Raw genomic sequence first — 26,132 nt, 5'->3', positions numbered from 1 at the left:
TTATTCCCCAGTATATTTTTTAAAAATAGAGGTAGCAGTGTGCCCTCCAAATCCAAATGTATTGTTGAGCGCGTAGTTCACAGGCTGTTTCACCGATTCGCCCAAAATAATATTCATCCCTTCCGGAATATTCTCGTCCAGGTTTTCAGTATTAATGGTACCGGGGATAATGTCATTTTGTACCACCAGGGCGCAAATGATAGCTTCCAGCGCTCCCGCCGCGCCAAGCAAATGGCCCGTCATAGATTTCGTAGCACTGATCGCAACCTGATGGTCGCCGAAAACTGTTTTCATCCCATTCAACTCGCTCATGTCGCCCAATCCTGTGGAGGTCGCATGCGCATTCACGTAGTCGATCTTATCGGCTGAGATACCCGCTTCCTTCAAAGCTTTTCTCATTCCTAATGCCGCGCCCATTCCGTCCGGCGGTGTTCCCGTTAGATGGTATGCATCAGCAGCCATTCCGCCGCCGACAATTTCAGCGTATATTTTCGCACCTCTCGCTACTGCATAATCCAGATCTTCCAGAATAAGCGCAGCAGCGCCTTCACCCATTACAAAACCGTCCCTGTCTTTATCAAACGGGCGGGAAGCTTTTTCGGGCTCGTCATTTCTTTTGGAAAGTGCCTGTGCTGAACCAAATCCTCCCAGAGAAGAGTAAATAATCGCAGCTTCCGAACCTCCTGCCACCATTACTTTTGCCTTGTCCATCCGGATGGTGTCGAAAGCGCTGATTAAAGCAGTATTGGAAGAAGCGCAGGCAGAAACTGTACAATAATTAGGCCCATGCAGTTTGTGACGGATAGAAATAACACCCGCCGCAATGTCCACGATCATTTTTGGGATAAAGAAAGGACTGAAACGTGGTACCCCGCCAGAAGCGTGGAATTCAAGCAACTGCTCCTCAAAAGTCCCCATTCCACCGTTACCAGTCGCCCAGATCACGCCCATGTCGTAGCGTTCGGTAACGTCTATACTTTCGAAATCCAGACCGGAGTCTTTGATAGCCATGTCGGACGCTGCAATCGCATACTGGGTATGCAGGTCATACTTTTTAAGTTCCTTTTTTTCGATGAAATCCTCTGGATTGAAGTTCTTTACTTCGCATCCGAACTGCGTCTTAAACTTCGAAACATCCATCTTGGTAATGGTGGCGGCACCGCTAACACCATTGACAATATTTTCCCAGAATTCGTCTACTGAATTGCCGAGGGGAGAAATGACTCCCAGACCTGTAACAACTACTCTTTTCATAAAAATTTTAGAATTTTTTCGAAGACATCAGAAGTTATGTGTCAATCTCCTGAGTCACTGCATCTTTGAACATGTTATTCACCAGTTTTTGAACCTTCGGCCCGACCAGTAATATCACGGGAATGACCAGTAAATATGCCATGCTCCAAGATTTCAGCCAAATCACCAAAAAATTGGCAACAAATCCAATATTTATAGAAATCAAAGTAAAGGAAATTATACCCGTCGTGATAATTCCCATGATCATAGCAAAAGCGATTTTCTGTCTCACCTTAATATAGTTTATTGGATTAATATTGAAATAAACTGTAAACGGCTAGGCCGCTTTCTCCTGAATACCAGGATTCATGGCCAGCAAAGCATCGGAAGGCGACTGTAAAAACAATTGGAAAAGCTGTGCGGTACGTCCCACGTGTATTTCGTAAGTATCATTCTCAAATGCGCCGATCAAATCGTCAGCCACTTCTTTGGGTGGAATCCCGTTTTCGCCACCAATCTCTGTTGAAAATTCAGTATTCACCAGCGGCGGCATCAGTTCAAATACTTTGATATCAGTAGCTTTTGCCAAAGTAATCCGTAGCGACTTAGTATACGAATGTAATGCAGCCTTACTCGCAGCATAGGTCGGGATCACATGATTAGGAACAAACGCGGCGATGCTCGATACATTCACAATAGCTGCCTCCCCATTCGTTTTAAGCAATGGCAACAGTTCCTGGTTCAGGCGAATAATAGAAAGATAGTTGGTCAGTATTTCTTCTTCGGCATTGGTGTAGGCATCTACATTTTCGTCCAATCCGTAGTACGAAGCCTTACCTGCATTGTTGATCACAACATTCAAAGAAGGAAAATCCGTTTGCAGAATTTTGACAAGTCGTGCAACATCATCAGTACTAGTCACATCAAAAGCGATAGGTGTAACATTTTTCAGCTTTGAAGCCGCATTCCGTAATCTCTCTTCGTTTCTGCCTGTGATGATCACATGATTGTCTTTTTCTGAGAATGCCTTTGCGATCTCAAAACCGATTCCGGCGCTACCGCCTGTTACTAATATTGTGTTTCCTGAAGTTTTCATTTTTGTATTGATTGAATTGATTTGAATATTAATATACCGATCGGTATATTTTGGTTTAAAATTTTTTAGCTTAAATCATTGATCATCTTCTCGACCGATTTCATAATGCAGGTCCGGTAGTTGGGATTGCCTGTCACTTTACCGATCATAATTCCTCCTTCAATGAGTGCGACAATCGTAATGGCGATTTGCTCGGGATCAAGCTCTGCACTGAACTCATTGTCAGCGATACCTTTTTTGATGAGCGCAGCAATGTTATTTTTCCACGAAGTGATCGCTTCGGCCGCCTTTTTTCTAAGCGTAGGATGTGTGTCGTCGGCTTCCGTGGAAGTATTAAGAATGGGACACCCTCCTTTCGGAAAACGGCTACCCATAAAGTCTTCATAAATGGCGGCATATACCTGCAATTTCTCTTTAATCGAGGTCTGCTTGTCCATTTCGCCTCTGATCACGCTGAACATCTGTTTCACATTATGGTCAAATGCGGCTAGCGCAACTTCGTCTTTATTTTGAAAGTTACCGTAAATGCTACCTTTCGTAAGGCCGGTCGCCAGGATCATATCATTGAGAGAAGTACCGGCATACCCTTTCGTATTGAAAATCGGTGCGGTTTTCTCGATGATAAATTGTCTGGTTTTTTCTGCCTTATTCATATGATCAAATATTAACAATACAAAAATATACCAATCGGTATATTTCTCCAAATATTTGCGAGGATTTATTTTCAAATCTTTTTTCAAATACAAAAAAAACGGCCTGATCATCCCGACCAGGCCGCTATTCTATTCCCCATAGCTAATGTCTTAATTGGCGGTTACCCGCCATATTGTATTTCCCGAATCGTCATTGACGAGTAACGAGCCGTCCTCCATGACAGTCACTCCCACCGGACGACCGTATACCTTTTCTTCACTCTCAACAAACCCGGTCAAAAAATCTTCCGGCTCCCCCGCCGGTTTCCCATTTTTAAACGGAACGAACACTACTTTATATCCTGCTAACTGAGAACGGTTCCATGAACCATGCTGACCAACGAATGCGCCATTTTGATATTTGGCCGGAAACTTCTTTTTATCATAAAACGTCAGCCCCAGCGAGGCAGTATGTGATCCCACCGGCACGTCCGGCACTAATGTTTTCGCTACGAGATCAGGGCGCTCCCCTTTTCGTCGTGGGTCTTCATTTTTACCAAAATAAGCATATGGCCAACCATAGAAACCGCCTTCCTTCACACTGGTAATGTAGTCGGGAACAAGTTCATCTCCCAGCAGATCACGTTCATTAACGGCTGTCCAAAGTTCATTGGAGCCCGGTGCCCAGTCCATGCCTACCGGATTTCGCAAACCGCTGGCAAACACTTTTTCACCAGTCCCGTCAGGATTAATTTGTAGAATATTCGCCCGGCGCTTTTCCTCATCAATCCCATGGTCCGCTACATTACTGGCTGATCCCACGGATACATATATTTTGGAACCGTCGGCGCTAGCTAGCAGGTTTCTGGTCCAGTGATTGTTATAGCCGCCAGCTGGCAGATCCAATATCTTCTCTCCCTTGCTGGTTATTTTGGTTTCACCTGATTTATAAGGATACCGGTACAATCCATTGGTGTTGGCCACATAGAAATAGTTTTTGAGTACCAGCATTCCCAGAGGCTTATTGAGCTTTTCCATGAAAATTTCCCGCAGCTCAGGTTTACCGTCCTTGTTGACATCTCTTAAAAGCGTAATCCGGTCAGCACTTTTTTTGGTAGCCGATTCTGCTACAAACACATCACCATTGGGGGCAACGTATGTCCAGCGCGGACTGTCAAATTTATCTGCGTATTTGGTCACTGTAAATCCTTCCGGTGCTTTGGGAGTGACCCCGTCGGGCCAGCCGGCTTCCTTGGGCCTCTTCTCTACTGATTTCGTAGCAAATGGCGCTGGCAGGATAAGGCTATCGGTAACAGTCTGTACGGAATCCGGGCCGCTAAGGGCAGCCTCCTCTTTCTCCTTTTTCTTACTGCCACAGGCAAGCATAGCACTAAGCGCCAGCATGCACACGACATTGATATGAATCCCTCTCATCATTTTATTTGGCGTTAAATGCAAAAAGCAGATCATTGGTTCGTTGTCAATGATCTGCTTTTACAATAATAATGCCAGCGATATCAGTATTTGTTCTTTCAAACTGCCTGCTCATCACCTGTGATGTGGGCAAAAATTGAAGCCTTTATTCGGACATTAGAAGGTAACCGGTACTTCTACCACAGCTGAATCCCAACCCAGGAACATTTTCGCCGAAGTATCCGATACTTTTTCGAAAACAATGGAGAAGTTTTCAATCGGTGCATCTGCCTTTTTCACAGGAGCAGTAACTCGGAGCACATCGTTGGCTTCCTTGTATTTGTAGGCACCCCAGTAATCCAGGTCCGAACTTAGAATAAGCGTCCACTCCTTTTCACCAGGAATTGAAAACAAAGAGTAAGTGCCGGCCTTTACTTTCTTACCTCCGAAAGTCGCGTCCTGGTAAAACTTAATTTCAGTCGATTCGTCCGCACCGGTTCTCCATACTTTCCCGTAAGGTTCCAGTTTACCAAATACCTCGCGGCCTTTCAGGTACGGGCGGCTGTACGATACTTTCACCAATGCTTTCTCTCCGTCTTTGCGGTCATGTGCGAAATGGTCAGGGAAGTAAGCGATGTCACGCGGACTTTTGTCCAACGCCCTGAATTTCTGAGCCTGTGCTCCAAATGCCAATACTGCCAATAAAAGGGAAAGGATAATGTTCTTTTTCATAGAAACAGATAAGTTGTTATTTATTAATAGAGTTAGTGAATGAAAGATAATCCTAAGTAAGCATTTTACCATTCAAAACCGGACGGGGATCTTTGGTATTGCCCAGAATAGCAAGGCTTCGTTTGAATGAAACCTGGACATTATCGCCTTCAAACCGACAGGTAACCGTTTCGTAATGAGCCGTTTCAATAAATCGCCACGTCATTTCAAATGTATTATCGTCGATCCACGCACCATTCCCCGCAATTTTGGATTTGATCTCTCCGGGAACTGGCGTGAGTACCAGCTTCAACGGCAATGTCGAAAGGTCTGTCATCCCGATTTTCCAGCCGCCAATACCATTCACTATCAAATGCTCTCCGGCATCGTCTTTTAGCCTGAACAAACACCAGCCTTTTGCAAATTCGAATGATACCTTGCTAATTTTCAGCTCATTATCTGCAATTTTGAAACTCTTACCATTCAACTTTGCTGCCAGCGTGCCATCGGGTTTGCCCGGTGTCAGCGGCAGGTTCAATGTCGTCAGTTTTTTCTGCAATCCTGCTAGTACATCCTTATCTTCCGATACCCGGGTGATTTTTACGGATTTCAATATGTGGTTCCAGACGTGGTCTAGTATGGCTTGCATATTGCTCGTTTCGCTGGTAATAGCGATGACCAGATCCTCTTTGGGTAGCACTATGCAGTACTGTCCATACGCACCGTCGCCTCGGTAGCCGTCATTGCGGCAGCGCCAGAACTGGTAGCCATAGCCTTGCAACCAGTCATTTTCCTCAGCCGGGCGGGCGCCTCCTTTTGATTGTATGTGTGACCGCGTCGCTTCTTCTACCCAGGCCGCAGGCAGGATACGCTTGCCATTCCATTCTCCTTTTTGCAAATACAGCTGACCAAATTTCGCGATATCCTCAGTTTTAACTCTCAGCCCCCAGCCACCGGTATTAATGCCGTTCGGATCTGTTTCCCAGTCCATATCTTCAATAGCCAATGGCTGGAAAAGTCGCGGTTTCAAATACTCAAGAAGGGTATTTCCGGTCAGTTTCTGGATAATGGCGGAAAGCATATAGGTTGCGCCGCTGTTATACACAAAAAATGTCCCCGGCGTATGTTCCACAGGCTGTGCAAGGAATGATTTTACCCAATTCTTATCCGGGCCTCCCCTCAATGCAGGCGTAGAATCTTTATCATGTCCTGTCGACATTGTCAGCAGGTCTTTTACCCGCATAGCAGCGAGGTTGGGGCTTATTGTCGCCGGTTTATCATTTGGAAAAAAGGATACTACTTTGTCTTCAACCGTCAGTTTACCTTCTGCGACCGCCAGCCCGATCGCCGTGGACGTAAAACTTTTGCTCAATGAATAAAGCGTATGTTTCAGATCCGGCGCATACGGTGCCCACCAGCCTTCCGCGACCACTTTCCCCTGCCGCAAAATCATCAGACTGTGCAGGTTCAGTTTGTCGGTTTCAACAGCATTGGCAAAATCCATAATCCCTTTTGCGGTCATGCCCTGCTCGTCCGGCGAGCTTCTGGGCAGCTGACCATATTGAAGCGATGATGCCCAAACGGAGGCCGGAATGGCACTGATAACGCCCAACTGCAAGGCGCCAAACCCTAGTTGTTGTAAAAATTCCCTGCGATTGTAAGACATTGTGATAGAAGTAAAATGTTCGGTAAAGTCATGGGGTGAGACAGTAGCGGGACCGATTAGTCTGAAATGTTTGCAGGTAATGGTATCTTTGTGCTTTTCACAAAACTTTTGACCCATTGTCAGATAACACAGCATCTTTCAAATCGCTTGGCCTGTCCGAACCACTATTAAAAACCATTGCAGAACAGAATTATACTCAACCATATCCTATTCAGCAGGAAGCCATTCCCGCAATTTTGAAAGGAAATGATGTTCTGGGGATTGCTAAAACCGGTTCTGGCAAGACTGCTGGTTTTGTATTGCCCATCCTGGAATTGTTTCAGGACAAACCGGCAGCGCCAAACAGGCATATCACGGCATTGGTACTGGTTCCTACCCGAGAGCTGGCTGTGCAGATAGCGGTTGTGTTTCAGACATTTGGTGAAAGATTGCCCAGGAAAGTAAAAACGCTGGCGGTATATGGTGGGGTGTCCATTAATCCGCAGATGATATCGTTGCAGGGCGTGGAGATACTGGTAGCGACACCCGGCAGGCTTTTGGACCTACTGTCATACAAAGCATTAAGTCTTTCGGAAACACAGATTCTTGTTTTGGATGAAGCTGATAAAATGCTGAACCTCGGGTTCGCGGAAGAAATGAAGGATATTTTCTTCCTGCTTCCTAAAAAACGCCAGAGCATTCTTTTCTCTGCCACATTGGGTGACGAGGTGGATGCTATCAACAAGAATCAGTTAAAAAACCCGGTACGCATTGAGATTGAAGAAGAAGAGGCAAACCTCGATCTGATCAAACAGACAGGTTATTTCGTCGATCCTGAACGCAAAGGACCATTACTCAGGTACATTATCAAAACCCAGGAAATGAAGCAGGTACTCGTCTTCGTGTCCGCTACCCGCACGGCTGATAACTTGGTCGAAAAACTCAATAAAAACGGAATACAGGCTATGGCGATGCATAGCAAAAAAAGTCAGGGCGCCCGTACGGAGGCCCTGAACAAGTTTAAATCCGGTAAATTGACTGTCCTCGTGGCTACCGACCTGGTTTCCCGAGGGATTGATATTCAGTTTCTTCCTTATGTGATCAATTTCGAATTGCCCCGCTCTCCCAAAGACTACGTTCACCGCATTGGGAGAACAGGCCGTGCTGAATCTCCCGGCGAAGCATTATCATTGGTTTGTCCCGAAGACGTCCATCATTTCAAGATCATTCAGAAAAAAATGGGCAAACGTGTTGAAATGCTGGAATCTTATGACCTTGAACTACAAGGTTACTGATACTATTTTTTCTCTTTCGCTGCCAGTTCAACAATGTCTTTTTTACTACCCGTCCAGAAAGCGACTTTCCGGCGGTTGAATGTATAAGTAACTGCTACTGAGTCGCCCCAGCTGATAATTGCTGGGTAAGAATATTCGTCTTCCTTTTTACCAGTGGCAATGTCGATCTTATCCGTCCAGTTTTGGCCATTATCGTACGACAGGATCAGTGAAAGCGGTGAGCGTGAGCCCCAGTTTCGGTCGTCAGGGTTGTAAGCCAGCACCAATGTACCGTCCGCAATTTTAGTCAGGTCAATGCCGCTGTTGGGGTTAGGCAAGCTTGTTTTTTTAATGGTTGACCAGGTTTTACCAAAGTCTTTTGAATCGCTGCGTGCAATCACACCACCAGTTGTCCTGATCAGCATATGCACATTACCCGGCGTAGATTCCCACAATGTAGGTTGAATGGCCCCTTTGCCTTTGATTTCCATAGTATCGATCTTGAAATATGGGCTGGCAGTCCAGGTTTTACCTTTATCGGTGCTCCTGTCTACAAATACTTCCCAGCGGTTCACTTCATTGGAAGCGCCAGCTAGCCAATCGCCATTGGAAAGCTCGATCAGTTTATTTTTAACTGGCCCTCTTCCGCCTTTGTCTCCTTTTACCAATTCATAAGCCTCCGACCAGGTTTCCCCATTGTCAGCCGACGTTTTTACCCAAGTCTCCCATTGCGCGATTTCTTTTCCTACTTTGAAATACAAAATCACTTTCCCATCCGCAGTTTTCTGCAAAACCGGGTTCCAATGTGCGTCCTCACGGATTTTAGCCACTTCTTTCGGCGCACTCCAATTTCCCGGCCTGCCTTTTGAAACCCATATTCCTACGTCAGGATTTTTCTCTTCGGTCCCGCCAAACCATGCGACCAGAAACTGGCCGTCGTTCAAACGTACCAATGTAGATGCGTGACATTGCGCAAATGGACGGTCGTCGCCAAAAACAAATTCTTTCTTACCAGCCAGGGAATCAGCGTTTTCACCTTCCTCAGTTTCCGACTTTTTTGAATTACAGGAAGATAGTATGATAGTACCCAGCAAAAGACCGGCTGCTACACAGGTATAGAGTTTTTTAGAAATAGTCATAATTGGGTTTAAAATGAGATGTATTGAAAAGTACCTGGCATGGCACTAAACAGGCTATTTATTTCAGCAATTTCTTCAACTCTTCCATTACTACTGAGGGCGCTTGGTCCTCATATAAAATACTGTAAACCGCATTCGTAATCGGCAGGTTAACATGGTGGACATTATTGAGTGAATGAATGCTTTTGGTAGCATAATAACCCTCAGCGATCATTTTCATTTCGAGCTGCGCGGCCTTTACACTATATCCCCGGCCGATCATATTGCCGAAAAGACGGTTACGGCTAAACTGCGAGTAAGCTGTCACCAGCAGATCGCCCAGGTAGGCAGACGAGCTCAAATCCCGTTCGCGGTGGTCTACAGCCGTTACAAAATGGCCGATTTCCTGCATGGCATTGGAAACCAGTACGGCTTGAAAATTATCTCCATAGCCCAGTCCGTGGGTAATGCCGCAAGCAAGTGCGATAATGTTCTTCATCACGGCCGAATATTCCACACCGTACAAATCGTCCAGCGGATTGGCGGTAACGTATCGGCAGGTCATCAGTTTGGCAAAATCCTCCGAGGTCGGACATTCAGTGGAGGCAATTGAAAGATACGATTGCTTTTCCAATGCGACTTCCTCGGCGTGACAAGGCCCGGCGATTACGCAGGTGTCGTGCATATCAATGTCAAATTCATTGGAAATCCAGTCTGTAATGAGGATATTCTGGCCGGGCACCATGCCTTTAATGGCGGAAACGATGCGTTTTCCCTGTAAATGTTTGGCGGTTAAATGTTGTAATGATTCCTGTACAAAAGCAGCGGGTACTGCCAGAATCACATAATCCGCGCCTTTGACGGCATCAGTAGTTTTTTCAAAAACCTTTACTTTTTTGGGAGAGAGCACCACGTCGCTGAGGTAAGTAGGATTGTGATGGAATTTGCGGATATGTTCAATGTCTTTCTGATTTCTCAGCCACCACCTGATCTGCACATTATTTTGTTCACATAAAATTTTAATCAGCGCCGTTGCCCAACTGCCTCCACCGATGACCGCAATTTTGATATTATTTAAGAAACTCATTCCTGACTCGGTTTAAAATGATCCGGTCATTTATTAGCAGATTTGGCCGGTCGGTTTCAAAAATGGGAAGATTTTGACAGAAATGTATAAGTACCTGCGATTTTTTGACAGCTACATGTACGCCAAACAAATACTACACTACAAGTTCTACAAGGTATTAGCATGGGCAATGATTAAACTAAAAACCTCATTTTAAGCACATTAAATAACATAAAATAAAAAATCCTTGCAGCAAAGCCGCAAGGATTTTCCTTTTTAACCTAAACTAAATCGAACTTATTACATTTTTACAACGTACCAGTTCTAGTTTTCATTTGATTTTTTATCGTCTTTTTTCACTTCCACCTTCTTTTTTTCTACCAGGTCACCATTATTCAGGTTTTTGGACACCGCAATGTACGGTCCTGAAATAATCTGATCACCTGGTTTGAGGCCGGAAAGGATCTCTATATTCTCGAAATCGCTGATACCGGTCTTCACTTCCTTCATCTCTGCCTTTCCTTTTACATCGATAAAGACAACTTCTTTAATCACCTCCTCTTTCTTAGGTTTTTTGTCGTCTTCGGCGGGCGCATCATTGTTAGGCGGACCCTGTGTAGGCGCTCCGGCAGGAGGCGTGTTACTACGGGTTGTCACAGCGGCGATAGGCACAGAAACTACACCGTTCTTCCTTTCGGTAATGATCTCCACAGAAGCCGTCATACCTGGTTTGAAAGGATAAGACTTTTTGGATTTCGATACCATCAGGTCTTCAAACGACTCATTCAGGATCTTTACTTTTACTTCGAATTCCGTTACCGCATCAGCAGAAGCACTGGAAGCAGCGCTACTGCTTGCGGAAGTTGATGCAAGGCCAGCCGCAGTGTTCGCAATCTCTTTCACGATACCTTTAAACTTCCGCCCGGACGAACTATATGCATCCACGTCTATCTCCGCCGTGTCGCCAAGCTGTACCCGCACAATATCGTTTTCGTTTACATTCACACGTACTTCCATGTTGCTGAGGTTAGCGATCCGCATCATTTCAGTACCGGCCATTTGGGAAGTACCTACTACGCGTTCGCCGGCTTCTACATTCAGCAGGGAAATAATACCGCTCACAGGTGCAAAAATGTTCGTTTTGCGAAGGTTCTCTGCTGCATCCCGCATACTGGCTTCGGCACTTTTAATGTTATACAAAGCAGCAGAAACATTAGCCTTGGCCGATTCCACATCTTGCTGGGCTACACCAAATGTTGAAGAAAACTGTTCAAAATCGGCTGCCGAGATCACTTTGTCTGTATAAAGCTTTTTGTTCCGCTCAAAATTGGCCTTGGCTTGTATCAGCCGCGCCTCCGATTGTGCTACCATTGCTTTGGTCTGCTCATAATTAGCTTTGCTGGAGTTGACCGCCGCCTGAGCCCTCGCCATTAACGACTCGTAGTTATCAGGCCGGATCTTCAATAGCAGCTGTCCTTTTACAACAGAATCGCCCTCAGCAACATTGAGCGCGATAATTTCTCCCGAAACATCAGGACTAAGCTTCACTTCCACTTCCGGCTGGACTTTCCCCGACGCGCTGACGCGCTCGATGATATCCGATTTCTTAACAATCGTGTATTCAACCTCGGTGGTTTTGGGCTTACCAATGTAACCAGCCTGTTTGGCCCCGAATAAACCGGCAACGAGAAGTACTACAAAGCCTGCTGTAATCCACCAGATTTGTTTCGAAGATTTACGTGCCATATTTTTTTAGATTACAATTAATTGTTGGTTGCTGATATCAATGTGATTTCCCGTTCGTGTCAATCCGGAAAACCTGAGGGTAATGACTGAATGCTAATATTAGAAATCCGAGAGTGGCCGGTTCATGTAGAAGTCAAGGATTTTAGTCCTGAAAACGTAGTCATATTTAGTTTGTACCAGGTTTCCGTTTGCTTTGTCGAGATTGGCTTTGGCTATGTTGTATTCCACCGAGTTAATGGCCCCGGCATCAAACCGTACCTGTGAAACCCTGAATGTTTCCTGCAAAGCCTTCACTTGATTAGCGGTGGCGGAATATCGCTTGGCCGCATTGTTCATATCGATATAAGCCTGCTCCACATTTTTACGAATGGTCAGTAGCACCTGCTGTGCCTGGTACTCGTATGTTTTCTGCTGAATTTTCGCATTTGCTACATTGTACTTCACGCGGAAGTTGGAGAAAATCGGAATGGTCAAATTCAGGTTGATCGCAGAGTTGCGGTTAAAGTTCAACTGATCCAGGTATCCGAATGTCCTCAATGCTCCATTAGGAGTCGTTATTTTTTGAACAATCGGCACTTGCTGGTTATTTACAATCACATAATCGGTTTTTGAGATCACATCAGTGTTAGTAAATCCTGATCCATCTGATACAAACCGTTCTTTCGGCGCCGCGCTTGAAAAGGCTGTGTAAACTCCCCCGCTCAATGTTAGTGAAGGCAGTGCCGCACCTTTCGCGAGATCAACATTGGTTTTGGCAGCTTCAATTCTGATGTTCGCCGCTTTCATTTGTGGCAAATTACTCATCGCTGTTTCAAATATCTCCTGAATAGTAGCATCGTAGGCTTTCAGGCTTGGATCGGCCACTTCAATCTTCACGACATTGATCTGCTCGCTGCCAGGCATGTTCATGAATTGTTTCAAATTCAGCTTGGCAGTTTCCAGGTTATTTTCGGCATTCACCAAAGTAAGTTCGTCATTGGCCAGCTGCGCTTTCAGATCCAGCAGGTTGCTTTCGGCCAACGTTCCGGCTTCCACCAGTTTGGCCGTTCTGTTAACCTGTAAATTGGAAGCGTCAACCTGTCTGCGTGCGACCTCGATCAGTTCCTGGTTGGTAATCACTTGCAAATAAGACAATGCTACATTCAGCATGATATCGTTGCGGGTCGCGTCCAGGTCTTTGGCGCTGGCCTGGTAATTGGCCTCATTGAACTTGATATTATTTTTGATCTGAAACCCGTTGAACAATGTGATCTGCCCACCCAGCTGGTAGTTGTTGGAATTAATGTTCTGCTGAACAAACTGGTTGGTAAATGGGTCAATATTTCTACCGGAGCTGAACCCCTGGCCTGCGCTAAAACTGATACTCGGCCAGCGCTGCCACTTGGACTGGGCGTAAATGTTGCCATTGGTCTGCACCGTAAGCTCCGATTGTTTCAGTTGCGGATTGGTTTCCAGCGCTATTTTAATGCAGTCTTCCAGCGAGTAGGTATTGGCTGGCTGCGTCACATTTGTTTGGGCAAATACCGGCTGTATGACCTGTGTTGCGCAAAATATCAGGAAAACAAATGAAGAACGACGTAACGAATTAAACATAAGCAGTTCAGAGTTAGATGACCAATATTAATGTTTACCATAAAAAACAACCATCCAATTTATACGGACGGTTGCATAACAGGGTAAAAGGGCAATTTAAAGAGAGTTGGAAAAATCAGTGAAAAAATAAGTATCCCAGCCAGATTCCGGCCAAAACACCGATCAGATCCGCAATTAATCCCGCTACAATGGCATAACGGGTGTTCTTGATCCCGACAGAGCCAAAGTAAAGTGCCACGATATAAAGTGTAGTGTCAGCCGATCCCTGAAAAATACATACCAGCCGTCCGACAAACGAGTCCGGCCCGAATTCTTTCATCGCATCGATCATTAAAGCGCGCGCTCCACTACCACTGAGAGGCTTCATTAATGCAACAGGAAGGGCATCTGTAAAGTCGGTATTCAACCCGGTGAAGGAAAACATCCATTTCAAACCATCGATCAGGTAATCCATCGCTCCGCAGCTCCTGAATGCGCTGATCGCCACCAGCAAACCCACCAGGTAAGGAATAATGGTCACAGTGGTAGTAAAGCCAGCCTTTGCACCTTCGATGAAAGATTCGAATACATTGATTTTTTTGACAAGAGCCGTCCCTAAAAATCCGGCGATTACCGCCAGTAAAACTGAGTTACCCACAAAAATAGAAATCGTTTCAATCTGCTCTTTCGGTAACCCCGAAAGGTACCATAGCAACAATCCCAGAACAGCCGTAATGCTTCCCAGCCACGACATAACCGTCCAGTTGAATAGATTAATTTTTTGCCACGACGCCGTGATAATCATGGCGGTTACCGTGGTAATGTATGTTCCCACCACGCAGGGTATAAATACATCAGAAGGACTTTCGGCACCGAGGATCGCCCTTTGAGCAATAATGGACAAAGGAATAATCTGCAGGCCGGAGGTATGCAGCACCAAAAACATGATCTGTGCATTGGAGGCGGTGTCTTTGCTGGGGTTCAGTTCCTGCAAGCTTTGCATGGCTTTGAGACCAAACGGAGTAGCCGCATTGTCGAGTCCCAAAAAATTGGCCGAAAAATTCATGATCATCTGCCCATTGGCCGGATGGTCCTTAGGTACTTCGGGAAAAAGCTTGTTGAAAAACGGCCCGATGATTTTGGCAAGACCATTGATAATCCCTGCCTTTTCACCCACATTCAAAACACCCAGAAAGAAAGTCATGACCCCGGTCAATGGCAAAGCAATGTCCATCACTGCTACTTCCGCCATTTTCAACATTCCCTCGGTTACTTCCTTAAAAGTCTGTACATCGCCCGTCAGAATGAACTGTAATGCTGCTACCGCAAAGGCAATTAAGAAGAATCCTACGAAAATATAGTTTAAAGCCATAGTTGGGGTCTTATGTGAGGGGCGGGATTAATAACGATTTGTTTACAATGTAGGGAGTAAAATATTTTATTTAATGCAAATAACAAAGGTATATTGCAAAGTAGTCATGTCCTCTTAAACCAAATTAGCCATTACCAATGAAGTATTGCTGCATTCTTTTTCTGCTCACATTGTTCGCCTGTAACCAGCAAAACAAATCAGAAGGCTCCTCAGACCAGTCCGAAATTGTGATCAACGATACGATTCCGCCTTTAAGAAATGAGGTAGCGAGCGGTCCGGTTGCCAGTTTCAGCGAAAAGGTGAAAGATCCCCTGAACGACTGGAAATTTGCTGTTGAAGTATATGAAACCAAAGCTACTTTTGAATTTTTGGCTAAAATAAAATACAAAGAACTGGAAGTGGAAGACTCCCTAAAAATTCCGAATTTCGGTATTATGCCCAAAATTGAGATTCAAAAAGGGCCAAAGGAACAATCCTGCATCATTGGATTTTTGGACAAAAAAGGCGTTTTCAAAGAATACAAGCTGGTTCAGATCAAAAACCAGCAATTGAAAATATCTACATTGAAGTATTACGCAAGAACCAGGTATAAAGTGAAGAAGTAGTTGGGATTTTTTTGGAGGTAAACGATTCAACCTTTTTTCACATTCGAAAATAGAAGTTCTCTAAAAACCATTGCTCATCAATCGCGTAGCGATGAAACATCGGTAGCAACGGTATCGGTCAGTCGTTTGAAAATCCCTTTAGGGATGTAACAGGTTGCATCCCTAAAGGGATTTCGAAAAATTCGATCGACGGATTGCTACCAAGATTACATGCCTAAAGGCATTGGAATTCAGTATCATCCTATTTTTTCAAAATGTAGCAATTCCAGTCTCTAAAAACCATTTTTCAGTCAATCGCGTAGCGATGAAACATCGGCAGCAACGGTATCGGTCAGTCGTTTGAAAATCCCTTTAGGGATGTAACAGGTTGTTGCATCCCTAAAGGGATTTGAAAAAATTCGATTGATGGATTGCTACCAATATTACATGCCTAAAGGCATTTGAATTCAACCTCATTCTATCTATTCAAAATGTAGCAATTCACAAACAGGGACATCGAGCCATGTTGAAAACAGACGTTATTCAACCTTTTTTCACATTTGAAACTAGAAGTTCTCTAACATCGACTTCTAAGACATCAGCAATCTTAAACAAAGTTTCGATGGGTGGTTGAACATCATTTGTACACCACTTTGAGACTGTGGTTTTATTTTTCTCTAATTCTTCTGCCAGCCAAATATTGGTCCTTCCTTTTTCGGCGAGAACTGCCTTTATCCTGTTATATGTTTTATTTTCAGCCATTGAAGTGAAATCAAATACCATTTTAGTGGTAAGATAATCACATCTAAAAACTCGTCTTTAAGTAAAAAATCGTATTATTTTACATTTAAATATATAATTTAAACACTATAATTGCATATTTTTACACTTATTACTACTTTTGAAAAATGTCACTTTGGAAATTAACACAATGCACATCCTTACACCTAAACCCCGCCAACTGAAAATCTATTCAAAATTCCAAAGGACTTCCCAATGGCGAACCAAGTTCGTCCCGGAAATCAAGCTGTGTGGAGAGTGGCTGAAAGATTTGGGATTTGATCATGGAGAGCATATTACTGTTCGCTTTGAAGATGATAGGTTGATTATAGAACCTGTGGGAGAATTTCGGAAGAATATGCAGTTAAAGATTTGGGTGGATTAATCGCAAATTCAGGAAGAAGAGCAAAGCCAATTGTTTAAAACGAATGAAATCCACTTGCTTAACAAAACCAACAGCGCCGCTCCAAAAAATGAAGCGGCGCTGTTGTATAACATCAAATTTTCTTTCTAAGCCTTAAAAACCTCATCCATTTTTTCGCGGATCGTTAGCAAACGTTTACGATCGCCGCCGGGCACTTCCGCAGAAGCCCAGCCTGAGTAACCTACTTTCTGCAACGCCTTATTTACTTCCGGCCAATTGTTGTCGCCTTCCATAAACTCTACATCAAATCCTTTCCAAAGACCCAGATCATTTTGCTTCTTAAAGCTGAATTCTTTCAAATGGAGCTTTAAAATGCGTTTGTTCAACGCTTCGATCCAGGAAACAGGCCAGCTGTAACGCAGCACATTTCCAATGTCCAGGTACCAGCCAACCATTGGGTTATTAAAGTCATCGACAAATTTTGCAGCTTCCAAAGGACTCAGCAAAAACTGGTTCCAAACGTTTTCGATCGCTATTTTCACACCTGTCTTTTCAGCGATCGGAATTAGCTTACGGATCTCGGCCTGAGAACGTTCATATGCTTCACCGTAAGTAACGTTGGCGTTCACCACGCCTGGCACTACCAATACCGTGCTGCCACCGTACTCTTTCGTATCCCACAATGCTTTCTCAATTGATTTCGCGCATTCTTCCCTCTTCTTTGGATCAGGATCGGACAATGGCAACTTCCAGTGCATTGAATTGACAGTTCCCGGAATCAGCAAACCAGTTTTGTCCCTGGCCGCAAGTACCTCCTTCATATCAAGTTTGTCGGGAGAGTCGAGCTCAACCCCGTCGTAACCTAGATCTTTCAGTAATTTAAATTTGTCCATTACAGACAAATCTTCTTTCACCATCCCCCACATAAGGCTCTTTTTCACCATCGGTCTTGCCAATGGATTAGTCAGTCCCGCAGTATTTGAAATGATACCTTCTGCCGAAGCATTGGAAACGACAGTTGTACCCACTGCCGCAGTACCGACTGCTGCGAAAGCGGTGTTCTTTATAAAATCCCTTCTTTGCATATAATCTTAAGAAAAGGCTGTGATACCAGGTTTCGCAACTTCAACTACCGGAGGTTTCATATCAAAGCTATATTGATCTGGTCCCAGTTTCTCAGTTGAGTTCATTGCTTCTTCCCAGGTAACGCGTTTTCCTGTATACGCGGCCATTCTTCCCATGATCGCAAGCAGCGTGCTTTGCGCCATAAATTCGCCATCATTGATCAGCTTACCGCTTCTGATGGATGCAAAAAGCTCGTTGTGCTCAGTCTGGTACATATCATTCTGCGCACCTTCGTATTTCCATGGGTTTTGTCCGAAGATCTCATGTACGTTACGCGCACAGTTCACCATCGCACGACCTTTTGTTCCAATCGTTTCAACCAGGTAGCTGTTCTCGCAGTTAGCCTGTTGTCTCGAATGATGGAAACCTTTCACACCGCCTTCATATTCATAAGTTACAGCGAAGTGATCGAAGATGTTACCGAACAATGAATCGGTACGAACCTGACGTCCGCCAGTTCCTACTGCCGACAAAGGCAGTTTACCGCCCATTGCCCACGACATCATATCGATACTGTGTACAGCCTGCTCCACGATGTGGTCACCTGCAAGCCAGGTATAGTATGTCCAGTTACGCAATACGTATTCCGCATCTGTCCAGCCCTGTACGCGTGGGAAAGACCACAATGTACCTGTATCGTAAGTATTATAAATCGCAGAAATATCACCAACCGCTCCGTCCAGGATTTTCCCGAAACTTGCACGTTTTGGCTCATGATAACGCCAGCAGAAGCCTGACATTAAGGAAACATTTTTTTGTTTGGCCAATTTAGCCGCATCCAATACCTTGCGCACACCAGGAGCATCAACAGCTACCGGTTTTTCGCAGAAAACGTGCTTTCCTGCATTGATCGCCGCTGTAAGGTGCTCGGGGCGGAAATGAGGAGGCGTAGCAAGAATGACAACGTCAACACCAGACTCAAGTACTTTTTTATATGCGTCAAATCCAACGAATTTATGACCTTCATCCACTTTTACTTTAGGACCATGCACCTTGGTCAGGTTTTCAAGTGAAGAATCCATTTTATCTTTGAAAATATCTCCCATGGCGTGAAGAACAACATTAGGATCTGCTTTCAAAGCCTGGTTGGCAGCACCGGAACCACGTCCGCCGCAACCGATCAAGCCCACTTTAAGGGTCTCAGCGTTAACACCGCCAAAGGCACGATTTGGATTCAGAATTGTAATGGTTGGTAATGTGCTGCCTGCAAGAGCAATACCCGCCATTTTCAGAACATCTCTTCGAGAAGTACTCATTGGTAATAGGGATTAGGTGATAGAATTGTCAGATAGAGCAATAAAGATATAGAAAACTCTTATTTTTTCAGAACAAATAAACCAAAAAATCATTTTGCGTGCTCGTTAACACACAAAAGTATATAACGGTTAAATTGACAATTTATATACATTTATATCATCGTTTCTTGAACCTGCCTATATGATCCAGGATAATTTACTATTAATAATATCACTGCTGTTTGTCGTTTCAATGCTGACTATGCTCAGCGAAAAAATTGGAGTTTCCTATCCGATCTTCCTCGTGATCGCCGGCTTACTAATCAGTTTTATTCCTGGAATGCCGCATATGCAGCTGGAACCAGACTGGGTTTTTCTGATCTTTTTGCCCCCACTTTTATACTCCGCAGCCTGGAATACTTCATGGAAAGATTTCTGGGGATCAAGGCGGCCTATTGGGCTGCTTTCCATTGGCCTGGTGGTTTTTACGGCTACCGCTGTCGCTTACCTTTCCAGCGCTATCATTCCCGACTTTACACTGGCCATGGGCTTTTTGCTGGGCGGTGTCATTTCTCCTCCGGATGCGGTGGCTGCAACTTCGGTTCTTCAAGGACTTAAAGTGCCTAAAAAAGTTGTGACAATTCTGGAAGGTGAAAGCCTGGTCAATGATGCTTCGTCACTCATTGTGTTCCGTTTTGCCCTGGCAACCATTGCAACAGGAGAATTCGTTCTTTGGAAAGCTGGGGTAGACTTTTTTATTGTGGCTGGAATGGGTATTGCTGTTGGCCTTGCTATCGCCACGCTACTTTTCTTTGTGCATAAATATTTCCCGACCACACCTGCCATCGACACCGCGCTTACATTCATCACACCTTATATGATGTACATTACGGCTGAACATTTCGAATACTCGGGTGTGTTGGCGGTAGTTAGCGGCGGGTTATTTTTAAGCTTCCGGGCGCATGAGGTTTTTGCTTATCAGTCGCGGATGCAGAGTACTTACGTCTGGGAAACGGTAATTTTCCTGCTCAATGGAATCGTTTTTATCCTCATCGGCCTGCAATTGCCGCAAGTCATGACAGGGCTTGGAGCCTATTCTTTATTCGAACTGATTTCCTACGCTGTAATTATCAGCCTCGTCACTATCCTGATCCGCATTGTGTGGGTTTATCCCGGCACTTATTTGCCCAGGATTTTATCTAAAAAAATTCGAGAGAAAGAGATTCGGCCAAACTGGCGGACCACGTTTATTGTGGCATGGAGCGGCATGCGTGGCGTTGTTTCGCTCGCGTCTGCATTAGCCATTCCCCTAACCCTGGACGGCACAGCATATCCGAACCGTGATCTAATTTTGTTTATCACTTTTGTCGTAATCCTGTTTACGCTTGTTTTGCAGGGTTTAAGCCTTCCATGGCTCATTCGTGTGCTCAAAATTGAGGATCCGGGCGAGAATATGACCGAGCAAAAAGCGATCATCAATGCGCGTTTGGCAACTGTTAGCCTGGAATATATGCAGTCTAACTACGAAGGTGAGATTTCGCAGTTTGAGCCATTCCGGCTCTTGAAAGACCGTTATGAAAAAATTATTGAGCTGGCGGACACGCGTTATCTGGACATTGATAACAATGCAACCATTGGCTTTGCCAGGGCTTACCGCAGAATGCTCGTGGAAATTGTGGGCGTGAAGCGTGAGGAAATAAAAAAAATTCGCCGGGACAAAGTTTGTTCCGACGAAATAATAAGGACAAAAGAAAGAGAATTGGACCTCGAAGAAGCAAGGTTGAGAAACTCAGGCTGACATTAGTCCCAGGCCACTTCCACCACATAATCCCGGAGGTCAATGGTGGTGAACTTTTCATTGTTCTGGCGTTTGAGGGAAATTTTGCCGTTTTGCACTTTGGCAACTTGTTGCGACATGACGTCCTTGTCATTTTTCTTTCTATAAATAGCCACCAAAGAATCCTGGCTGGTTACTTCCACATCACAAGAACGACCTTTGGCATTGATCAATTTGGCATTATCCGGTAGATATGGAGCCTTGGCCAGCGCAAGCGCGCGCGTGGCCTGAGGTACACCATAGCCAATGTAGTTATTGCCATAAGGATACAAATGCGACGATCTCTCAATCAATTTAAGGAGTTCTTTATTCGATAATCTTGGGTTAGCCTGTAAAAGACAAGCTGCAAAACCGGTAATGACCGGTGCCGATAACGAAGTACCGTAAAGCGAGAAACACGAGACATTGGGTTTCACATAAGGCAAAAATTCAGGCCCGGTGCTGCTATAACCAATTCTGTTCCAAAGTTTTCCATTAGTAGCACCTACCGACAATACGCCTTTTGCATCTGCAGGGGCTGACACGATGCCCCAGCTTTTATCATCTCCCTCGTTACCAGCCGATACGATCAGCATAATCCCTTTTTGATCCGAAGCGATTTGAGCAGCGCGTGAAATGGCGCTGGTTTTACCGTCCATTTGTGAAGGCGTATAATTTTCCCTTGGATCCGAAAACCCTTTGGCATAGCCTAATGAAGTATTAATGAGGCGTACGCCCAGGCTATCCATCCATTCCATTGCCGCGATCCAGTTATCCTCTTCCCCACGATATTCTCTTAAAGAATAATCGGTGCGGGCGAGGTAGAATTTTGCATTGGTCGCCATTCCGTATTGGATCTGGTCCTTATAATCTATACCTGCAATTGCTGCTAGTACTTCTGTCCCGTGCATATCCGAAAATGACTCTGCTGTACTGAACAGCAAATCACCCGCGCGACCGGGTTTTACGTAATCGCGGATCCCTAAAACTCTGCTATTTGAAAAAATCTGAGATAATGACAGTGAAGAATCTGCTCCGTAAAAACCAGCGTCAATCACACCAATCGTAACGTCCTTCGCTGTAATTCCTTCTTTCAGAAATGCATTAGCCTGTACCTGCGACATCACGGGAGCCATTTGTGCTTTTTCGATCGGCTGTGTGCGGGCAATGTAAAATCCCGGGTCGATCATCACTACATCCTGAACAAAATCAAGCTGCCTTACTTTCATGGCCTGCTCGCCGGTCATCACAGCTGACACTGCATTCAGCCATTTGGAACGGTTAATAATGTTAACAGACTGTTCCCGAAGCGTTTGTTCATAGTCCCTTTTGATCGGCAGATCCATTTCATCCGAAAATGCCAGACCAAGTTTCTGACGGTTTTCCAGCGTCAATGGCGAAACTGCCGGCGCAGCATTCAGATCTTTATTTTTAAGGTAAATCCAATATTTGGGACTAGCCGACAAAACAAAGGGAATCAATACAAACGCAAGCAAAAACAATCTTTTCATGAACAATATGATAGTTAGGTATTCTTTGTCAATTTGGTATTTACGGGTATTTATTCTTCAAAAGGCATTTACAAACTGCTGTATTTGCTACTTAACCCCATATAATTTTTGAACAAGATAAACGTAATTTTGCAAATTAAATTACCAGTTACAAAAAATTACCTGCTATGCGATACTCCCCTATTGACAAATCCCTGTTTGTAGAAAACCGCCGTCGTCTCACTGAATTATTGAAGCCCAATTCATTAGTTATACTAAATTCAAATGACATCATGCCCACCAATGCGGACGGCAGTATGGGCTTTAAGCAGAGTACGGATCTTTTTTACCTCACTGGCGTTGATCAGGAGGAAACCATTCTTCTGATATTTCCTGACCATCCGGACGAAAAATTCAGGGAAGTATTGTTTTTGAGAGAAACCAATGAGCTGATCGCCGTATGGGAGGGCGAAAAGCTGACCAAAGAGCAGGCAAAGGAAGTAACCGGAATACAGACGATTTTCTGGACACACCAATATGAAACCGTTTTCAGAAATATTGTTTTTGAAGCAGAGCATGTTTATCTGAATACCAATGAACACACCCGCGGCGACTCGCCCGTCCAGACTCGCGAGGCGCGATTTGTGATCGATTTCAAAGAAAAATACCCCATTCATTCACTTCAAAGACTGGCTCCGTTGATGCACAGGCTGCGGGCTATCAAACAACCCATTGAGATTGAATTGCTTCAAAAAGCCTGCGACATTACCAAGCTTGGTTTTGAACGTTTGCTGAAATTTGTAAAACCGGGTGTTCATGAATTCGAGATCGAAGCCGAGCTGGTACATGAATTTGTCCGTAATCGTTCGAAAGGATTTGCCTATCAGCCCATTGTCGCTTCCGGTGCTAATGCTTGTGTGCTACATTACATTCAAAATAACCAGCCTTGCAAAGACGGGGATGTGTTATTGCTGGATGTAGCGGCTGAATATGCTAATTATGGAGCTGATCTAACGCGATCCATTCCGGTCAATGGTCGGTTCACCAAGCGGCAGCGGGAAGTTTACGATGCTGTTTTACGCGTATTCAAAGCCGCTAAGGGTATGCTGATCGCCGGTAACATATGGGATGAGTATCATTTGGAAGTGGGCAAAATCATGGAAAGTGAACTCATCGGTCTAGGGTTGATCACCAAAGATGATATTGACAAACAAGATCCGGAGTGGCCGGCTTACAAGAAATATTTCCCACACGGTACTTCTCATTTTTTAGGCCTGGACATTCATGATGTTGGCAATAAATACCGTCGCTTCGAAGCTGGAATGGTTTTCACTTGCGAGCCCGGTATTTACATTAAAGAAGAAGGGTTAGGTATCCGGTTGGAAAACGACATTCTCATCACGCCAAACGGCAACATCGATCTCATGGAGCACATTCCCCTGGAAGCCGATGAAATAGAAGAGATGATGAATAGGTAAGAGGAATGCTTTTGACTCATTCTTTTGTAAATTTGTTCAGATCAAATTGAAATCAAATGGAAAACACGATCAATTTTACAATTCCGTTGTCGTTTCAGCAGCTTGTAGATTTGGTAAGGCAGTTACCAAGGCAAGAGCGTGAAAAACTGGTTACTGTGATTCAAGATGAGCAGTTGGACGAAGATGAACCAACAAAAGCTCAGATTCTTGAAAACTTGAAGCAAGATTACATTGCTTTGAAGGCAGGAACATTAAAAACCCGTCCTATTGAAGATATTTTAAATGAGCTATAAAATTATCGCCTCCGAAAATTTTGAAAAAGGGTTAAAAAAGCTGGCAAAAAAATATGCTTCATTAAGGCAAGAGATTACTGAATTGATTCAAAACCTTAAAGAGAATCCTGTTCAGGGAACACCGATTGGGAAGGACTGCTTTAAAATTCGCTTGGCGATCAAAAGCAAAGGCAGAGGGAAAAGTGGCGGCGCTAGGGTAATAACCTGTGTCTTTTCTTTGCAAGAAAAAGTTGTTCTCCTCAGCATTTTTGACAAAGCAGAAAAAGAAAATATCAGCGCAAAAGAGCTAAGCGATTTGCTCGACGCTATTGAAAGAACTTAGTAATGTGGCACCCACATTCACCAAAAGCCGGGAGATTATGAATCTTCCCGGCTTTTCATTCTAAGGCCAGGACTGAACTTGCGAAAATGGAATTATTACCCGAAGACGTTTACAAGCTGCTTTTATCCTTTCTACTAGGTGCTATCATTGGTACCGAAAGGGAGTACCGCAGTAAATCTGCCGGACTACGGACCATGATCCTGATCGCGGTGGGGTCAACGCTTTTTACTATTCTTTCCATCAAGATCAGCTCCGACGCAGGACGTATTGCAGCCAACATTGTAACCGGTATCGGATTTATTGGTGCGGGGATCATTTTCCGGGAAAACAACCGGGTAGTAGGTATTACCACGGCGGCCATTGTTTGGGTTACAGCGGCATTGGGAATGGGCATTGGTGCTGGCTTCTATGAAATCTCGATTGCCTGCTTCTTAATTTCAGGGCTCTCGTTGGTCGTTTTGGCACCCATTCAAAAATTTATCCGTCAGAAAAGCCAGATCAGGAATTACCGGCTGATGTGCGTTTACCAAAAGCAAAGCCTGAAAACTTACGAGGAGCTATTTAAACAATATAATTTGAAAATTCTGAGAGGTGAGCAAAGTCGTACGGGAAACCACATTACCGGAAGCTGGACGTTACAAGGTTCTGAAAAAAAGCACGACCAGCTGACGCACCAGTTATTGAATGATACCAACATTCAGGAATTCGATTTTTAAGCTGCTAAATGCTTCGGGCAGATTAGTTTTTCATTAAAACTACGGGAATAACGCTCATTCATGAGTCTTATCATCTTTTTAAAACGTTATAATACGTCACCCGGAAACTTTATAACAGTAAATAGGCATTATAAGAAAATAACCCGCAATAAAGAATGGTCGCCCGGAAGTATCCGGTGCTGATCAGATTAAGTCACACGGTATGTCGGACATCATTAAAAATAAGATTTGGGAGCTAATAACCCGCAATACAACAGCCTCTGAGGCCGACTGGCTACGACAAAAAGGTACTGCCAGTCCCATGGAACTCATGACCGCGTTTGTGGCGGCACCCAGGTTTCTTTCCAAAAAAATCATAACTATCAGCCAGGAAATACCCTGGGACCTTAGCTCGGAAGTTTCCGGGTTTTCAGTGGAAAACTGGTCACTGGTACGGCTGGCCAGGGTTTGGCTCCTCACACAACTTGATCCGTCTGATAAGGAAGAATACGTTAAAAACATCGAAACGCTCTTTGATACTGCGGAAATGAATGAGCTGGTGGCACTTTATTCTGCATTACCACTTCTTTCTTATCCTGATCAATGGCTTTTCAGGGCTACTGACGCGGTCCGTTCCAATATGGGTTTTGTGTTTGATGCCATTGCATTGCATAACCCTTATCCCGAAAAGTATTTCAGCGAACTGGCTTGGAACCAGATGGTTTTGAAGACTATTTTCAATGATAAACCCATTCATTTGATCCAAGGGCTTGAAAACAGGTCTAACGAAAAACTGGCCGTAACGCTTTCCGATTTCGCACACGAACGCTGGGCAGCCGGACGTAGCGTGCCTCCGCAGGTATGGCGGCTTGTTGGCAAATATATGAACCCGACACTGCTCGCCGACGCGCAGCACCTCTTCGATTCCGAAAATACCGGCGACCAAAAAGCAGCCGCATTGGCTTGCAGCGAATCGACACTTCCGGCAGCACATTATTTATTGGCTAAATATGCTGGTCTCGAAAAATCCGTAAAATCAGGAGAATTAACCTGGGCCGAACTTGAAAACTGA

At 44.5% G+C, this 26,132-nt stretch carries 25 protein-coding genes; 9 read left to right on the top strand and 16 right to left on the bottom strand.

The genetic code is table 11. From position 1 onward, the window contains the following. From fabF to ON006_RS31120, 7 genes are all read right to left on the bottom strand, one after another. On the bottom strand, positions 1-1,254 hold the full coding sequence (fabF, locus tag ON006_RS31150) for a beta-ketoacyl-ACP synthase II (RefSeq protein ID WP_244821963.1): 1,254 nt from the start codon (positions 1,252-1,254) through the stop codon (positions 1-3). A 34-nt stretch (positions 1,255-1,288) separates the two neighbouring features. Beyond that, entirely contained in the window at positions 1,289-1,525 is a 237-nt protein-coding gene (locus ON006_RS31145; RefSeq protein ID WP_510185783.1) for a DUF2798 domain-containing protein, read from the bottom strand. Between the two features lie 45 nt (positions 1,526-1,570). Next, positions 1,571-2,329, bottom strand: coding sequence for an SDR family oxidoreductase (locus tag ON006_RS31140; protein WP_244821964.1), 759 nt, complete (start codon positions 2,327-2,329; stop codon positions 1,571-1,573). 65 nt (positions 2,330-2,394) lie between these two features. Continuing rightward, positions 2,395-2,982 carry a TetR/AcrR family transcriptional regulator gene (locus ON006_RS31135; protein ID WP_244821965.1) on the bottom strand — a complete coding sequence of 196 codons (588 nt, stop codon included), beginning with the start codon at positions 2,980-2,982 and terminating at the stop codon, positions 2,395-2,397. Positions 2,983-3,132: 150 nt separating this feature from the next. Further along, a complete protein-coding gene (locus ON006_RS31130) occupies positions 3,133-4,395 on the bottom strand; it encodes a PQQ-dependent sugar dehydrogenase (protein WP_244822271.1) in 1,263 nt (420 codons plus the stop codon). Between the two features lie 156 nt (positions 4,396-4,551). Continuing rightward, positions 4,552-5,106 carry a DUF2911 domain-containing protein gene (locus tag ON006_RS31125; RefSeq protein WP_244821966.1) on the bottom strand — a complete coding sequence of 185 codons (555 nt, stop codon included), beginning with the start codon at positions 5,104-5,106 and terminating at the stop codon, positions 4,552-4,554. A 52-nt stretch (positions 5,107-5,158) separates the two neighbouring features. Beyond that, positions 5,159-6,751 carry a serine hydrolase domain-containing protein gene (locus ON006_RS31120; protein ID WP_244821967.1) on the bottom strand — a complete coding sequence of 531 codons (1,593 nt, stop codon included), beginning with the start codon at positions 6,749-6,751 and terminating at the stop codon, positions 5,159-5,161. Between the two features lie 116 nt (positions 6,752-6,867). On the opposite strand from ON006_RS31120, the gene ON006_RS31115 reads away from it, so the two are divergent. Beyond that, positions 6,868-8,025 carry a DEAD/DEAH box helicase gene (locus tag ON006_RS31115; protein WP_244821968.1) on the top strand — a complete coding sequence of 386 codons (1,158 nt, stop codon included), beginning with the start codon at positions 6,868-6,870 and terminating at the stop codon, positions 8,023-8,025. Between the two features lie 2 nt (positions 8,026-8,027). Here ON006_RS31115 and ON006_RS31110 read toward each other — a convergent pair whose 3' ends face one another. From ON006_RS31110 to ON006_RS31090, 5 genes are all read right to left on the bottom strand, one after another. Beyond that, positions 8,028-9,143, bottom strand: a complete 1,116-nt coding sequence (locus ON006_RS31110; RefSeq protein WP_244821969.1) for a sialidase family protein — start codon at positions 9,141-9,143, stop codon at positions 8,028-8,030. Between the two features lie 58 nt (positions 9,144-9,201). Beyond that, complete coding sequence (locus ON006_RS31105) at positions 9,202-10,209, bottom strand: NAD(P)H-dependent glycerol-3-phosphate dehydrogenase (RefSeq protein ID WP_244821970.1); 1,008 nt, start codon at positions 10,207-10,209, stop codon at positions 9,202-9,204. 303 nt (positions 10,210-10,512) lie between these two features. Further along, entirely contained in the window at positions 10,513-11,934 is a 1,422-nt protein-coding gene (locus tag ON006_RS31100; RefSeq protein WP_244821971.1) for an efflux RND transporter periplasmic adaptor subunit, read from the bottom strand. A gap of 99 nt (positions 11,935-12,033) precedes the next feature. Beyond that, complete coding sequence (locus ON006_RS31095; RefSeq protein ID WP_244821972.1) at positions 12,034-13,527, bottom strand: TolC family protein; 1,494 nt, start codon at positions 13,525-13,527, stop codon at positions 12,034-12,036. A 115-nt stretch (positions 13,528-13,642) separates the two neighbouring features. Then, on the bottom strand, positions 13,643-14,878 hold the full coding sequence (locus ON006_RS31090; RefSeq protein WP_244821973.1) for a spore maturation protein: 1,236 nt from the start codon (positions 14,876-14,878) through the stop codon (positions 13,643-13,645). Between the two features lie 137 nt (positions 14,879-15,015). Here ON006_RS31090 and ON006_RS31085 point away from each other — a divergent pair, with 137 nt between their 5' ends. Continuing rightward, on the top strand, positions 15,016-15,483 hold the full coding sequence (locus ON006_RS31085; RefSeq protein ID WP_244821974.1) for a hypothetical protein: 468 nt from the start codon (positions 15,016-15,018) through the stop codon (positions 15,481-15,483). Positions 15,484-16,005: 522 nt separating this feature from the next. Here the strand turns inward: ON006_RS31085 and ON006_RS31080 are convergent. Continuing rightward, positions 16,006-16,224: a helix-turn-helix transcriptional regulator gene (locus tag ON006_RS31080; protein ID WP_244821975.1), complete on the bottom strand. Its 219-nt coding sequence runs from the start codon at positions 16,222-16,224 to the stop codon at positions 16,006-16,008. Between the two features lie 169 nt (positions 16,225-16,393). Between ON006_RS31080 and ON006_RS32390 the strand changes: the two genes are divergently transcribed. Then, positions 16,394-16,627: a SymE family type I addiction module toxin gene (locus tag ON006_RS32390; RefSeq protein WP_374760229.1), complete on the top strand. Its 234-nt coding sequence runs from the start codon at positions 16,394-16,396 to the stop codon at positions 16,625-16,627. A 125-nt stretch (positions 16,628-16,752) separates the two neighbouring features. On the opposite strand, the gene ON006_RS31075 is transcribed toward ON006_RS32390, so the two are convergent. Further along, complete coding sequence (locus ON006_RS31075; protein WP_244821976.1) at positions 16,753-17,691, bottom strand: TIM barrel protein; 939 nt, start codon at positions 17,689-17,691, stop codon at positions 16,753-16,755. A gap of 6 nt (positions 17,692-17,697) precedes the next feature. Further along, positions 17,698-18,957, bottom strand: coding sequence for a Gfo/Idh/MocA family protein (locus ON006_RS31070; protein WP_244822272.1), 1,260 nt, complete (start codon positions 18,955-18,957; stop codon positions 17,698-17,700). 211 nt (positions 18,958-19,168) lie between these two features. Here ON006_RS31070 and ON006_RS31065 point away from each other — a divergent pair, with 211 nt between their 5' ends. Further along, positions 19,169-20,764, top strand: a complete 1,596-nt coding sequence (locus tag ON006_RS31065; RefSeq protein WP_244821977.1) for a Na+/H+ antiporter — start codon at positions 19,169-19,171, stop codon at positions 20,762-20,764. Between the two features lie 2 nt (positions 20,765-20,766). Here ON006_RS31065 and ON006_RS31060 read toward each other — a convergent pair whose 3' ends face one another. Continuing rightward, on the bottom strand, positions 20,767-22,293 hold the full coding sequence (locus tag ON006_RS31060; protein WP_244821978.1) for a S8 family serine peptidase: 1,527 nt from the start codon (positions 22,291-22,293) through the stop codon (positions 20,767-20,769). Positions 22,294-22,460: 167 nt separating this feature from the next. Here ON006_RS31060 and ON006_RS31055 point away from each other — a divergent pair, with 167 nt between their 5' ends. The 5 genes from ON006_RS31055 (at position 22,461) to ON006_RS31035 (ending at position 26,132) form a co-directional block, all read left to right on the top strand. Continuing rightward, positions 22,461-23,750 carry an aminopeptidase P family protein gene (locus ON006_RS31055; RefSeq protein WP_244821979.1) on the top strand — a complete coding sequence of 430 codons (1,290 nt, stop codon included), beginning with the start codon at positions 22,461-22,463 and terminating at the stop codon, positions 23,748-23,750. Between the two features lie 56 nt (positions 23,751-23,806). After that, positions 23,807-24,043, top strand: coding sequence for a hypothetical protein (locus tag ON006_RS31050; RefSeq protein WP_244821980.1), 237 nt, complete (start codon positions 23,807-23,809; stop codon positions 24,041-24,043). Next, positions 24,033-24,365, top strand: coding sequence for a type II toxin-antitoxin system RelE/ParE family toxin (locus ON006_RS31045; protein ID WP_244821981.1), 333 nt, complete (start codon positions 24,033-24,035; stop codon positions 24,363-24,365). Before ON006_RS31050 ends, ON006_RS31045 begins: the two co-directional genes overlap by 11 nt. 86 nt (positions 24,366-24,451) lie before the next feature. Further along, entirely contained in the window at positions 24,452-25,081 is a 630-nt protein-coding gene (locus ON006_RS31040) for an MgtC/SapB family protein (RefSeq protein WP_244821982.1), read from the top strand. A gap of 202 nt (positions 25,082-25,283) precedes the next feature. Further along, the gene (locus ON006_RS31035; RefSeq protein WP_244821983.1) at positions 25,284-26,132 is read left to right on the top strand and encodes an EboA domain-containing protein; all 849 of its coding nucleotides are present in this window, start codon (positions 25,284-25,286) and stop codon (positions 26,130-26,132) included.

The sequence above is a fragment of the Dyadobacter pollutisoli genome (assembly GCF_026625565.1).
Classification (GTDB): Bacteria; Bacteroidota; Bacteroidia; order Cytophagales; family Spirosomataceae; genus Dyadobacter; species Dyadobacter pollutisoli.
This window is presented reverse-complemented; position numbering and strand designations above follow the sequence as displayed.